This window comes from Myxococcus sp. AB056 (genome assembly GCF_006547365.1).
Lineage (GTDB): Bacteria > Myxococcota > Myxococcia > Myxococcales > Myxococcaceae > Myxococcus > Myxococcus virescens.
Window position 1 is genome coordinate 16,103 of sequence record NZ_VHLB01000023.1, and the last position, 12,227, is coordinate 28,329.

Annotated in this window: 10 protein-coding genes; 5 read left to right on the top strand and 5 right to left on the bottom strand. The window is 68.6% G+C overall.

Annotated elements, in window-relative coordinates; all coding sequences use genetic code 11:
* The first annotated feature begins 65 nt into the window (after positions 1 to 65).
* Entirely contained in the window at positions 66 to 1,160 is a 1,095-nt protein-coding gene (locus FMP39_RS12895) for a vWA domain-containing protein (RefSeq protein WP_141590202.1), read from the top strand.
* A 13-nt stretch (positions 1,161 to 1,173) separates the two neighbouring features.
* On the opposite strand, the gene FMP39_RS12900 is transcribed toward FMP39_RS12895, so the two are convergent.
* Positions 1,174 to 2,880, bottom strand: coding sequence for a HEAT repeat domain-containing protein (locus FMP39_RS12900; RefSeq protein ID WP_141590203.1), 1,707 nt, complete (start codon positions 2,878 to 2,880; stop codon positions 1,174 to 1,176).
* A 156-nt stretch (positions 2,881 to 3,036) separates the two neighbouring features.
* Here FMP39_RS12900 and FMP39_RS12905 point away from each other — a divergent pair, with 156 nt between their 5' ends.
* Positions 3,037 to 3,807 (top strand): metallophosphoesterase, encoded by a 771-nt coding sequence (locus FMP39_RS12905; RefSeq protein ID WP_141590204.1) that lies wholly within the window; start codon positions 3,037 to 3,039, stop codon positions 3,805 to 3,807.
* Positions 3,807 to 4,403 carry a hypothetical protein gene (locus FMP39_RS12910; protein ID WP_141590205.1) on the top strand — a complete coding sequence of 199 codons (597 nt, stop codon included), beginning with the start codon at positions 3,807 to 3,809 and terminating at the stop codon, positions 4,401 to 4,403. Before FMP39_RS12905 ends, FMP39_RS12910 begins: the two co-directional genes overlap by 1 nt.
* A gap of 45 nt (positions 4,404 to 4,448) precedes the next feature.
* Here the strand turns inward: FMP39_RS12910 and FMP39_RS12915 are convergent, their stop codons facing one another.
* The gene (locus FMP39_RS12915) at positions 4,449 to 6,344 is read right to left on the bottom strand and encodes a sulfatase-like hydrolase/transferase (RefSeq protein ID WP_228557949.1); all 1,896 of its coding nucleotides are present in this window, start codon (positions 6,342 to 6,344) and stop codon (positions 4,449 to 4,451) included.
* Between the two features lie 95 nt (positions 6,345 to 6,439).
* Between FMP39_RS12915 and FMP39_RS12920 the strand changes: the two genes are divergently transcribed.
* Positions 6,440 to 7,360 (top strand): LysR family transcriptional regulator, encoded by a 921-nt coding sequence (locus FMP39_RS12920; protein WP_141590207.1) that lies wholly within the window; start codon positions 6,440 to 6,442, stop codon positions 7,358 to 7,360.
* 103 nt (positions 7,361 to 7,463) lie between these two features.
* Positions 7,464 to 9,035 carry an aromatic amino acid hydroxylase gene (locus tag FMP39_RS12925; RefSeq protein WP_194858380.1) on the top strand — a complete coding sequence of 524 codons (1,572 nt, stop codon included), beginning with the start codon at positions 7,464 to 7,466 and terminating at the stop codon, positions 9,033 to 9,035.
* A 1-nt stretch (position 9,036) separates the two neighbouring features.
* Here FMP39_RS12925 and FMP39_RS12930 read toward each other — a convergent pair whose 3' ends face one another.
* The 3 genes from FMP39_RS12930 to FMP39_RS12940 all read right to left on the bottom strand — a co-directional run bounded on the left by FMP39_RS12930 (position 9,037) and on the right by FMP39_RS12940 (position 12,223).
* Positions 9,037 to 9,615, bottom strand: coding sequence for an SMI1/KNR4 family protein (locus FMP39_RS12930; RefSeq protein ID WP_141590209.1), 579 nt, complete (start codon positions 9,613 to 9,615; stop codon positions 9,037 to 9,039).
* A gap of 124 nt (positions 9,616 to 9,739) precedes the next feature.
* A complete protein-coding gene (gene mrpC / locus FMP39_RS12935; protein ID WP_002634092.1) occupies positions 9,740 to 10,486 on the bottom strand; it encodes a Crp/Fnr family transcriptional regulator MrpC in 747 nt (248 codons plus the stop codon).
* 273 nt (positions 10,487 to 10,759) lie between these two features.
* Entirely contained in the window at positions 10,760 to 12,223 is a 1,464-nt protein-coding gene (locus FMP39_RS12940) for a sigma-54 dependent transcriptional regulator (protein WP_141590210.1), read from the bottom strand.
* Positions 12,224 to 12,227 lie beyond the last annotated feature (4 nt).

Consider the following 12,227-nt stretch of genomic DNA (forward strand, 5'->3'; position numbering starts at 1 on the left):
GCCTGATTCATGTCAGACCCGGCGCGTAGATTTGTCCTCGTCGGCGGTCACGAGGGGGCACCGGAATGAGCACGTCAGTCATTGATAACCGCGTCGAAATCGTCTTCAGCTTTGACACCACCGGCAGCATGTATCCGTGTCTTGCACAGGTGCGGAAGAAGCTGCGGGGCACCGTGTCCCGGCTGATGAAGGAGATTCCAGGCATCCGCATTGGAATCATCGCCCACGGGGACTACTGCGACGCGGGCTCCACGTATGTCACCAAGATACTGGACCTGACGGACGACGAGAGCGCCGTGGTCCGCTTCGTGGACCGCGTGGAGCAGACGGGCGGGGGCGATGCGCCCGAATGCTACGAGTTCGTACTGCATCAGGCGCAAAGCCTGTCCTGGACAGTCGGGTACACGCGGGCGCTGGTCTTGATTGGCGACGACGTTCCCCACGGGCCTGCGCAGAATCCACACAAGCTGGACTGGCGCAAGGAGGTGGCCGCGCTGGGGAAGATGGGCATCCCCGTGTATGGCGTGCAAGCCCTGGCGCGCCGTCACGCGACGGCCTTCTACAAGGAGCTGGCGGAGAAGTCGGGCGGCTTCCACCTGAGCCTGGACCAGTTCGCCCACGTCACCGACCTGCTGCTGGCCGTCTGCTACAAGCAGTCCTCGGACGCGCAGCTTCAATCGTTTGAGCAGGAAGTGGTGCGTGAGGGCCGCATGAGCCGCGGCCTCAACGTGATGTTCAGCACCATGCTTCAGCGCACGGCGCCGCCGCTCTACGGGGAGGCGGACCTGCGCGCGGTTCCACCGGGCCGCTTTCAGGTGCTGGACGTGGACCGGACCCAGCCCATCAAGGACTTCGTGCAGGAGAACGGCCTGCGCTTCAAGACGGGCCGGGGCTTCTACGAGTTCACCAAGACGGAGACCATCCAGGGCCGCAAGGAAGTGGTGCTGATGGACCGCAAGACGGGTGACCTCTACAGCGGCGAGCGGGCCCGCGAGATGCTCGGGCTGCCGCCCGGGGAGACGGTGCGCATCCGGCCCGCCAGCCTGGAGAAGTACGTCGTCTTCGTGCAGAGCACTTCGGCCAACCGGAAGCTGATGGGGGATTCGAAGTTCCTCTACGAGGTCGAGGACTGGGATGGCGCCCGGTCCGCCGCAGCATAGCGGCTCCCTCGCGTCAGTCGCCGTCGTCCGGCTCCATGTCGGCCTGCCGGAGCTCGATGAAGTGCAGCGTTCGGGGCGCCTCCGTGCCGGAGAGGACGTCCTGGGCCAGCTCCAGGCGGAAGCGGTGGGGCGGAGCTGCCGGCGTGACGGTGAAGGCCGTGCTCCGTTCGGGCGCGCCCTTGGGTTGGACGCGGAGCTGGTCGTCGAACGCGGTGTACTGGAAGGCGTGGACCCGGCCATCGGTGCCCTGCCGCTCCAGGGTTCCGCCTTCATAGAAGTAGAAGCGCTCGGTCGCGGGGTAGCGTTCGGGGGCCGCGATCCACTGCGCCACGCTCTGTTCCGTTCGCGCCGGGTCGAAGAGGAGCCGCTCGGCGGGCGAGGCCGCCCCAATGGGCGTGTCGCCAGGCGCTTGCTGTCGTTCGAGCGCCGCGTCCAGGTGTCGCAGAACGTCCGGGTCGCGTTCGGTGGCTTGATGGTCGCGCAGGGTTTGCAGGGCCTCCGGGCTGGCCTCGAGGCCCAGGGCTCGCACGGCCATCCGCCGGACCTCGGGCACGGAGTCCTCGAGCGCAAGCCGCAGGGCTCGGTGGGCCACCTCCGGGCGGCGGTTCATGAGGGCCAGGGCAACGGCCTTCCGTGTTTCCGTGTCGGGGGCGCCTCGCAGGCGCTCCAGCAGCACGGTCGTTGCGTCGGGCGGCGCGACGTCCGAAGCCCAGGCGATGATGGCGGCGCTCCGGACGCGGGGGGATTCATCTGAGAGCGCCTGGCGAAGTGCCTCCCAGGCTTCCGGACCCCCGAGTCCGCCGAGCGCGGCGACGAGGTCCGCCCGTTCATCTTCGTCGCGTGTCCGGGCCAGCATCTCCAGCAGGGTGGGCGTCGCACCGGTGCAGCCGAGCCGTTCGGTGGCGAAAATCGCCCTTCTGCGGAGCGAGGCGTCGGAGTCGGTCAGGAGCCGGCACACGGGCTCGCATGTGCTGGCGTCACGCCGAAGGATGAGCGCCTGAAGCGCCTGTGCGCGGACGGGTGGTGAGGACGATGCAGCGAGCAGCGGGACGAAGACGCTGGCGGGTACGTGCGCGCGATAGGTCAGCGTGCGGAGGGCGTGGAGTTGTACGTTCTCGGAGGCATCCGTGAGCAGGTGGATGAGCAGGCCCTCTGTCGCTTCGCCTTCTCGCGCGACCAGGTCAACCGCCGCGGCCCTGATGGTGGAAGAGGCCGAAGCCAGGCCGAGCCGAGCCAGGGCGCCGGATTCGGGGAGCCCCAGCCGTTGCGCGGTGGCGAGCGCGTTCAGCTTCTCCGCCTCCGGAGCTCGTTCGAAGCGATCGAGGAAGAGGTCGCTCGCGGCCGCCGGATTCATCCTCGCGAGCGAGTCCATGGCGGCGTACTGCACGGAGGGCTCGGTATCATCCAGCGCCTCCTGGAGGCTCCGCCAGTCCGCGGCGTCCTGTGCGCTCGCCAGCACCCGGGCCGCCAGGGCTCGGACGTCAGCCGCTGCGTCGCGCAGCGCGAGCCGGGCCAGGGCATGGGCTTCGGGTGACGCCAGCTCCCGGAGCACTCGCAAGGCCGTGGTCTTCTCCGAAGTGGTGCCCGACGCCAGGGCGTCCCGGGCGACCTGCGTGAAATCCGCTCGCGCGAGCAGTGCGTCGAGGTCTTCCCGCGTGCTCCGGGTGGGTTTCGTGGCCACCCAATGCAGCAGCGCCCATGTCGACAGCGGTGAGCTCACGGCACCGCCGTCATGCGCGTGGCGAGAAGGCTGCGGGAGGACACCTGAGTCCGGTTCATATGGCGCGTGAGAATGGCTGCTCCTTGTCGTCGCGTGCTCCTGAATCCGGCGTCACATTCCATGGAAGCATCGGGAGGCCGACGTTAGCGTGCGTCCGTGCGCGTCTGGGTGACATTGCTACTGGTGTGCGCGGGCTGTGGCGCCTTCGAGTTCCACCCCTATGAACTCCGGGGACCCCACCGGGACTTGCATGCGCGTTCGCTCGAACGGCTGTTCGAAGCGGAACCGAAGCAGGCCTTTCGCTTCGCGGTGGTGGGCGACATGCAGTTGTTCCTGGATGACTCCGCGGCGGCGATGCGGGACCTGGAGCAGCGCGGCGTCGACTTCGTGGTGCAGATGGGCGACCTGACGGAGTTCGGCAGCACGCAGGAGTACGAGTGGGGCGTCGAGCTGCTGTCCCGCTTGAAGGTCCCGTTCTTCGTGGTCATGGGCAATCATGACGCGCTGGGCATGGGGCAGAAGCTCTACCGGCGCACCTTCGGACCGGAGTCCTTCTCCTTCACGTATTCAGGCACGCGCTTCGTCTTCTTCGACTCCAACTCCCGCGAGTACGGCTTCCCGGGCGACATCCCGGACCTGCAGTGGTTGAAGACGGCGCTCACGCCGGAGCCCGCGGTGCTGAATACCTTCACCTTCTCCCACGTGCCTCCTGGGAACGGGGACTTTGACGATGCGCTCGTCGCGCCCTTGGTGAAGCTCCAGCAGAAGAAGGGCGTCGCCATCTCCTTCCACGGCCACGTCCACCAGTACCACGACGTCCATGCGCACGATGTCCGGTACGTCACCACCGATTCGATGAAGGGCCGGAGCTACCTCAAGGTGGACGTCGATGGCACCTCGGTGCAGGTGCAGAGGGCCACCTTCTGATGGCCGCGCACGGGAGTCTCCGCGCCTCGCTGCTGGCGGCGCTGCTGTTGGTGGCACGGGAGTCGCGGCCGGAGCCGGCGCACGAGGCGTCACCCTGGTACGTGCCCGACCATGCGGCGATGCAGTTCGCGGGCGCCATCGGCTTTCTCTCCGCGGGGCCGGGCTGGAGCTTTCTCGACGACACCGTGGAGGCCGCGCTGCTGGTGGGCTGGGCGCCGCCCGCGCTGGCGGGGGAAGACTTCTTCACCTTCACGTTGAAGGGGCAGTGGCGGCCCTTCCTGCTCGATGTGGAGGGGTGGACCGTCCGCCCGCTCATGGTGGGCGCGATGCTCAGCTACACCGCGGGCGACGACTACTTCGCGGGCCTGCCCAGCCGTTACGACCGGGGCTACTACTGGTTCCGCACCGCCATCCGGCCCGCGCTGCTGCTGGGCGCCAGCGTGGGGCGTCCGGTGGAGGCGCTGAACCTCCGGTTCGTGGAGGGGTACTTCGAGCTCGTCGCCACCGACTACCGGCTGGTGCAGTTCGTCCGCAATCCCGCCACCGTGAACGTCGAGCTCTTCACGCTGGCCCTGGGCGTGAAGCTCCGGTTCTGAAGCGGCGCGTGTGAGCACCGCCCCAGGGCCTGCCGCGAGGTTCCGTCAGGGCACGTCCGTGGCCGTGGCGGAGTCGGGGAGCGTCGACTCCGACGTCCCTCTCAGCCGGCGGAGGATGCGCGGGGCCTCGGCAGCGAGGCGCTCCTTGCCATCGGCCAGGGGACGGTCGCGCAGGTCGGTGATGACAGTGCCGGGCCGTCCCGCGCCGAAATGGACCTTCAGCCCCTGGCCGATGAGCGCGTAACGCGCCTCCCAACCCACGGTGGTGAGGAGGTATCGCTGCGGGTCCGGCCGGGACATGGGAATGCCGTCACCCAGCATTGCCGGGCTGTGCGTGTCTCCCAGCAGGTCGAAGATCGTGGACACCACGTCGATGTGTCCGGTGACGGCGTCGACCTGGCCCACGGGAAGCTGGTCGTCGAACACGAGCATGGGCACGTGAAGCTGGGAGGCGGTCACGTCGCTGGCGTGGCCTACGCGGCCGTGCTCACGGAACTCCTCGCCATGGTCGCCGGTGAAGAGCGTCAGCGGACGCGTGCCGCGCAAGCTCTCGATGCGCGCCAGCAGTTCCTCGACCTTGGTGTCCACTTCGTAGGCCGCGTTCCACGCGCGAGCCTTGAGGTGCTCGGGAGGCACGCGTGCCGTGGAGAGTCCGCCCTTGCCATTCCAGGCGGGCGAGAAGACCTCGGAGCGCGGCGGGTAGTCGTAGTCGAAGTGCGTGCCGGCGAAGAACACGAACAGGAACAGTGGCTTGTCCTGAGGCGCGGCCTCCACGGCCGCCAGCGCGTCGCGGACCATGGCTTCGTCCCGCAGGTGGCTGCGGCCCGTGTAGTCCGTGCGCAGGCCTCCCGTCACGTCGCGGAAGACGGTGTCCTTGAGGCCCATCCAGTCAACGGAGGACGCGGCGAAGAAGAACTGCTGGTAGCCATTGTGGGCCAGCGCGGGGAAGAGGAGGGGCGTGCGGCCCGCGCCCACCACGGCATTGCGGCGCTGGGCCTCCAGCCCGAAGAACATGCTGAACAGCGAGTAGTCCGTGGAGCTGGCCGCGCTGTGGTGATGCAGGAAGCGCGTGCCGCTCTGCGCCCTGCGCCACATGTTCGGCATGACGTCGGCGGTGAAGAAGTCGTCACGCAGGCTCTCCACCAGGACGACGACGATGTCGGGACGGCGGGTGAAGCGCACCTCCGCGGGGGCGATGCTCGCCGCGGGCACGCCCGCCTCGGGGCTCACGCCCAGGCGCAGGCCGGACGCGGGCGCCTTGCCAGTGATGCGCGAGAGGAGGGTGTTCATCCGCACCGGTGCCTGGAGGGGCAGGGTGGTGGTGGCGTGCTGCACGGCGCCGCCATGGGCGAAGACGAGGGACGCGGTGATCAGCCGCTCGGCGGTGCACAGGGCCGTCATCAGCACCACCGTGCGCGCCACCCGGCGAGGGCCAAAGCCCCGGCGCAGGAACCAGATGCCCGCCGCCGTGTCGAGCGCGAGGATGACCACCATCGCCCCGGCCACCAGCGCCACCTCCGACGAAGACAGCCCCGTCTCCGCCAGGGCGTGCGGCTGGAGCGCCACCGCCAGCACCAGGCCGTTGATGTGGAAGCCCAGTGAGTTGAGCACCAGCGCGTCCAGCCCGAGCAGCACGCCGCCCACCGCCGTCAGCACCGGGAGCGCGAAGCGGTAGCGGTGGCCGAGCAGGATGGTCAGGGGGAGGGTTCCAAGAAAGGCCACCAGCCCCAGGAACAACGCCTGGGCGAAGCTTCCCGCGAGCAGGAGGGGGCGGAGCCCCGGCGCCAGCCGCTCCACGGCCACGCGCAGCGCGCCGCCGAAGTACAGCAATGCGACGAGCCCGTGGAGCACGCACCAGGTCAGCGCGGTACTCAGGTAGGGCCGGGCTGCTTCGAAGCGCTGGAGGAAAATGGCGGCTGCGGAGGACGCCGCATCAGACATCCGTGACATTGCACGGCGCAGGTATTCCGGATGCCGGACTTTCGCAAGCAGCAATGAAGTCCGGGGGCGCATCCCGCTGATGGCGACGTGCAAGGATGCTGCTCATGCCTCCGCGCAAACTCGTTCGCCACCTCGTCTGGTTGGAGTCCTTCGCCGCCGCCGTGGAGGCGGGCAGCATCGAGGCCGCCGCGGAGCACCTGGGCGTGGCGCGCTCGGTGGTGAGCGAGCACGTTCGCTCGCTGGAGCTGGCGCTGGCGGATGGTGCGCCGCTGTTGGAGCGCGGGCCTGGCCGTCGCTTGCAGCTCACCGCCCGGGGGGAGCGGCTCTTCGCGGGCACCCAGACGCCGCTGCATCAACTGGACATGAAGCGGCTGCGCGACCTGGCCAGCGCCGAGCCCGTGGTGCGGCTGGGCCTCAACCCGACGCTGTCCTTGTCCTTGGTGGGCGCCGTGGCGAGGGACGCCGCCGCCGCGGACCTCAAGCTGGTGCTCAGCTTCGGAGGGCCCCACGAGCTGACGCGCCAGGTGCAGACGCGGCAGCTCGACCTGGCGCTCGACTTCACGCCCCTGCCAACCCATGAAGGCGTGGAGTCGGAGTCACTGCTGCGCATGCCCTTCGTCGTGCTCGCCGGGCCGGACAACGAGCTCGCGCGGCAGGCCGCGTCCCGGACGTCGCTGCACGTGAAGGACCTGGAGGGGCAGCGCTTCGTGGACTGGCTGCGTGATGACCCCTACGGCGGCGCCAACAGCGCCCGCTTCGCCGCCCACGGCGTGACGGTGGATGAAGTGGGGCGCGCGGAGAGCTTCCTTCTCCTCTACGAGTTGCTGCGCGCGTTCCGCGCCTGCTCCATCACTCCGGACCTGCGCCCCATGCACCCGTTTCCACCAGACCTCCATGCGTGGCCCCTCCTGGAAGAGGAGCCCCAGGCGGTAGAGGTGGTGGCCTTGTGGCCTTCGGGAGCGCTCAGCCCCGGCGCCCGGTTGGTGCTGGATGGACTTCGCCGCAAGCCAGGTTAGTTCGACGTTAAAGCGACGAAGACGTCGAATTCTGACGGATTTCCGTTCGCCCAGAGAAGGGATATCTTCAAAAAGAAGAAGATTCCGCCAGAGGTGAATGATGATGACTCCCACGGAACGGACGATTGCCCGCCTGCCTGCTCATCTGCGTCGATACGTGGTGAGCCAGGACTACGCGGCGTATACGTCGCGGGACCAGGCCGTCTGGCGGAACATCCTGGGCTCCTTGAGGGGCCACCTGGCGGACAAGGCGCACCCCGTCTACCTGGAGGGCCTGGAGGCCACGGGCATCGGCTCGGAGTGCATCCCCAGCCTGGATGAGATGAACGAGAAGCTCGCTCGCCTGGGGTGGGCCTGTGTGGGGGTGCGTGGCTTCATTCCACCCGCCGTCTTCACGGAGCTCCAGGCGATGGGCGTCCTGGCGATTGCCGCGGACATCCGCACCCACGAACACATCGAGTACACGCCGGCGCCGGACATCGTCCATGAGAGCGCCGGGCACGCGCCCATCATCGCCAACCGCCGCTACGCGGAGTACCTCAAGGCATGCGGGCTGGTGGGCTTCAAGGCCATTGCCAGCGTGGAGGACCAGGCCGTCTTCGAGGCCATCCGGAACCTGTCGGTGGTGAAGGAGGACCCGGACGCCAGCGAGGAGGAAGCGGCGCACGCGCAGGCCCGGCTGGAGGCCGCCAGCGCGAGCCGCCGCTACGTCAGCGAGAGCACGCGGGCGAGCCGTCTCTACTGGTGGACGGCGGAGTATGGCCTCATCGGGAGCGTGGCGTCGCCGCGTATCTACGGCGCGGGGCTGCTGTCCAGCATTGGCGAGGCGCAGCACTGCCTGACGCCGGCGGTGAAGAAGCTGCCGCTGAGCGTGGCCTGCGCGGACATGGACTACGACATCACCCGCATGCAGCCGCAGCTCTTCGTGGCGCGGGACTTCGAGCACCTGTTCGAGGTGCTGGCGGAGTTCGAGTCCACGCTGTCGTGGAAGCGGGGCGGCGACTTCGGCCTGACGGAGGCGCTGCGCGCGCGGACCGTCAATCACCTGGTGCTGGCGGACGGCCGCGAGGTGACGGGCCGGGTGCTGGAGATGCTGGCCGCGCCGCGCGAGGTGGCGCCGGGGTTGGGCACCGCGCTCGTCTGCATGGAGGGGCCCATCATGGCCTCGCGCGGCGGGCGCTCCCTGGACGACAAGCCGTGGAGCGGGCCGGCGCTGGTGGCGTTCGGCGCGGGGACGTTGCCGGAGCGCGGGCCCTTCAAGCTGTCGCTGGAGAGTGGGCTGGAGCTGGAGGGTTTCGCCACGGACGGTGGCCAGGTGCTGGCGCTGCGCGGCCGGTTGGCGGGGCGCGAGCTGGCGCTGCCTGCGGTGGCGAAGCTCTTCGTCAGCACGCACCTGCCCTCGGTGGCGGGTGGGCCTTCGGACCCGGCGACGTGGGACCGCTGGTACGGCGAGCTGAGCGCCTTCGCGGAAGGGGATGGCGAGGAGAAGGCTCGCACACGCAAGGCCCTGGCGCTGCACCCGGCGCTGGCCGCGCTCTACCGCGAGGTCCGGAAGATGCGGGAGACGCACTCCGTGAAGCCCGAGCGGCTGAGCCAGATTGCCGCGGCGGCCACGGACTTCCCGGACGACTGGCTGCTTCGCGCCGAAGTGGAGGAGCTGCGCCGCCGCGTCTGAGTCAGCGCCCCCAGTCCTTCTCCTCCAGGCCCTCCCGGAGGACCCAGCGCAGGTGTTCGTCGAAGTCGAAGGTGCAGCCCGAGACGTCGGGCGCTCCGTCCAGCAGCCACGTCGACAGGTCGAAGTCGTCGTGGCGCGCCGGGAAGATGAGCAGCCCGGTGTCGCGACGCATCCCCGTGTCGAAGTAGTAGTAGTCGCTCACGTTCGAGCAGGCGCTGTACTGGAAGGGGATGAGCCGCTCGCGGAGCTTCTTCTCGAGGATGGCGGCTTCCAGTTCGTCCTCGTTGTCGCCGAAGGCGCCCTCCTCGACGTACGCCTTGGACCACTCGAGCGTCTCCAGCACCTCGGTGGGGCTCAACATCCGAGCGCGCTCATGTCCCTGCCAGTCCACCGCGGAGAACAGGCCGTGGCGGGAGATGAAGTCGACGTAGGCCTGGGGAAGCAACGCGCCCAGCGAGGACTCCAAGACGCGGAGGTCCTGCGCGGCCACCGGCGTGAGCGACACGGACCGGAGCGGGAGCTTTGTCTCGTGCTTAAGGCGCTCCTGGAGCGCGAGGATGGAATCAATGGCGCCAGACATTCGCGCCATCCTACGCACACCCGGGGAGCGCCGTTCGCTGGAAACACCACGGGCCCGGCCACGCGGCATGCGCATGGTCAGGCCCGTCTGGTGTCCTGCTGCCCGTTCGCCGCGGGCGCGTGGACTACTTCTCCTTGCCGGCGATCTTCCGCAGGGCCTTCTGGTCACGCACGCAGAGGATGCGGCCGACGTTGCCGAGCACGCCCTCGCGCTTCATCTCGTTGATGAGCGTGGACACGAAGGAGCGGGAGGCGCCCACGAGGTCCGCGAGGTCCTGCTGGGTGATGCCGCGCAGGTCCGTCTCGCCGCCGTGCGGGCAGCGCTCGCCGTGCGCTTCAACCAGGGTGAGCAGGGTGTCCGCCAAGCGGGCCGGAACCTCCTTGAACGTCAGGCCCAGCACGCGCTTGCGCAGGGCGCGCACGCGCTCGGCGTAGGCGCGGACCACGTCCACCGCCAGGGCCGGACGGGCCTCCAACTGGGCGCGGAAGTCGCGGCCCTCGATGCTCCAGACCTCGGCCTCACCGGCGGCGATGGCCATCTCTTCAATCGGCGTGCCCTCGGGGCGGAACAGCTCGCCGAAGAGGTCGCCCGGGCGGAGGATGGACACCACGGAGCGGGTGCTGTTCTTGCCGATGCGCATCAGGCGCACGCGGCCGGACTTCAGCAGGTAGACGCGGTCGGTGTTGTCACCGGGGCGGTAGATGGTCGAGTTGTGCGGGAAGGACTCGACCTTGAAGTAGCCCTTGAAGTCGATGGCTTCCTGGCCGGGCACCAGCTTGTTGGCGGTGACCATCATCCCGGAGCTGGTCGTCTGCAGCGGCGCCACGACGTTGGAACCGATGGGGCCGAGGGGGCGATTGAAACCGTGCATGGCATTACTCCTGGGAAGGAAGCGTAGGGAAGTCGGGCCGTCTGCTTCAGCGGCGAACGGGACTTTCCTTCTCCAAGGTTCGTGCCAGCGGGAATTGAAATGCCGCCGGGACAACACCTCCTGAAATGCCGGGTACTTAGCGCTACAGGCCCGCACCAGAGCCCGTTCTGTGTCCAAAACCTGAAACAGAACGTTCAAACAGTCTGATCAATTTGAACGAAACGTTCAAACCGGGGGCGTGAGTGTCGGAGCAGCGACACTGTCCAAGAGTGCTCACAACGCATCCTTCACAGGGAAGGTGTGCACTTGAGGGCTCTGGCCCTGTGCAAGACCGTACTTCTGGAGCTTGCGCTCCAGGGTGGGGCGGCTGATTCCAAGGATCTGACAGGTGCGACCCTTGTGCCCCTTCGTGACGGTCATCGCACGGGCGATGAGCTGGCGCTCGGCCTCTTCCAAAGTGGGAATCAGGCTGGCGTCGTCCTCGGCCGGCGCGGCGAACATGGCGCTGGCGGTGTGGGCGGAGGCGGCCCGGCCTGGCTCCGGCGAGGGGAGGGGCGACTCCAGGGCGGGCAAGTCGTCCCCGCGCAGGACGTCACCGGGGGCCAGCACCACGGCGCGGGTGAGCACGTTCTCCAGCTCGCGCACGTTGCCGCGCCAGGGCAGGCGGGTGAGGCGCTCCATGACCTCGCCGGGCACTCGGGTGACGCGCTTGTGGACCTTCTCGTTGATGCGCTCGAGCAGGTGCTTCACCAGCGGGGGGATGTCCTCGCGCCGCTCGCGCAGCGGGGGAATCTGGAGGGTGATGACCTTGAGGCGTTGGTAGAGGTCCTCGCGGAAGCGGCCGGCCTCCACCTCCTCCACCAGGGCGCGGTGGGTGGCGGCGATGACGCGGGCGCGCAGCTTGATGCGTTTGACGCCGCCCACGCGCTCGAACTCGCGCTCCTGCAGCACGCGCAGGAGCTTGGCCTGGAGCATCAGCGACATGTCGCCAATCTCGTCCAGGAACACCGTGCCGTCCTCGGCCAGCTCGAACTTGCCCGGCTTGCCCGCCGTGGCGCCGGTGAAGGCGCCCTTTTCGTGGCCGAAGAGCTCGCTCTCCAGCAGCGTGTCGACGATGGCCGAACAGTTGATGCCGATGAAGGGCCGGGGCTCGTCGTAGGAGTAGTTGTGGATGACGCGGGCGATGAGCTCCTTGCCGGTGCCGCTCTCGCCCGTAATCAGCACGGTGGCGTGGCTGCCGGTGACCTTTCCAATCTCCTTCACCAGTTGCTGCATCAGCGGGCTGGTGCCCACGATGTCGCCCAGGCGGGCGGCGGCATTCTCCCGGTGGACCTCGTCCGCGCGGCGCGACAGCTGGCGGTACTCCAGCGCGCGCTCCACCACCAGGTCCAGGGCGGCCGGGTCCGGGAAGGGCTTGTGGATGTAGTCGAAAGCCCCGGCCTTCATGGCCCGGATGGTGGTCTCCATGTCGTGGTACGCGGTGACCAGGATGATGCGCGCGTCTCCGCACAGGCCCTTCATCTCCTCAATGATTTCCAGGCCCGTGCGGTCCGGGAGCATCATGTCGAGGATGACCACGCTGGGCATGGTCTCCTGGGCGGCGCGCAGCCCCGCCGCGGCGCTGGTGGCGGTGGCCACCTGGTAGCGGGGCTGGCCGTCCTGCTCGATCTCCTCGAAGTGCATCTTCAGCGTTTCGAGGAGCGAGACGTCGTCGTCGACGATGAGAAGGGTCTCCATGGCG

Bases quoted from the DNA above. Each gene is read 5' to 3' on its own strand.
- FMP39_RS12910 (WP_141590205.1), top strand. From the start codon at position 3,807: ATGGCCGCGCACGGGAGTCTCCGCGCCTCGCTGCTGGCGGCGCTGCTG.
- mrpC (WP_002634092.1), bottom strand. From the start codon at position 10,486: ATGCACGGTTTCAATCGCCCCCTCGGCCCCATCGGTTCCAACGTCGTG.
- FMP39_RS12940 (WP_141590210.1), bottom strand. From the start codon at position 12,223: ATGGAGACCCTTCTCATCGTCGACGACGACGTCTCGCTCCTCGAAACG.
- FMP39_RS12915 (WP_228557949.1), bottom strand. From the start codon at position 6,344: ATGTCTGATGCGGCGTCCTCCGCAGCCGCCATTTTCCTCCAGCGCTTC.
- FMP39_RS12925 (WP_194858380.1), top strand. From the start codon at position 7,464: ATGACTCCCACGGAACGGACGATTGCCCGCCTGCCTGCTCATCTGCGT.
- FMP39_RS12930 (WP_141590209.1), bottom strand. From the start codon at position 9,615: ATGTCTGGCGCCATTGATTCCATCCTCGCGCTCCAGGAGCGCCTTAAG.
- FMP39_RS12895 (WP_141590202.1), top strand. From the start codon at position 66: ATGAGCACGTCAGTCATTGATAACCGCGTCGAAATCGTCTTCAGCTTT.
- FMP39_RS12920 (WP_141590207.1), top strand. From the start codon at position 6,440: ATGCTGCTCATGCCTCCGCGCAAACTCGTTCGCCACCTCGTCTGGTTG.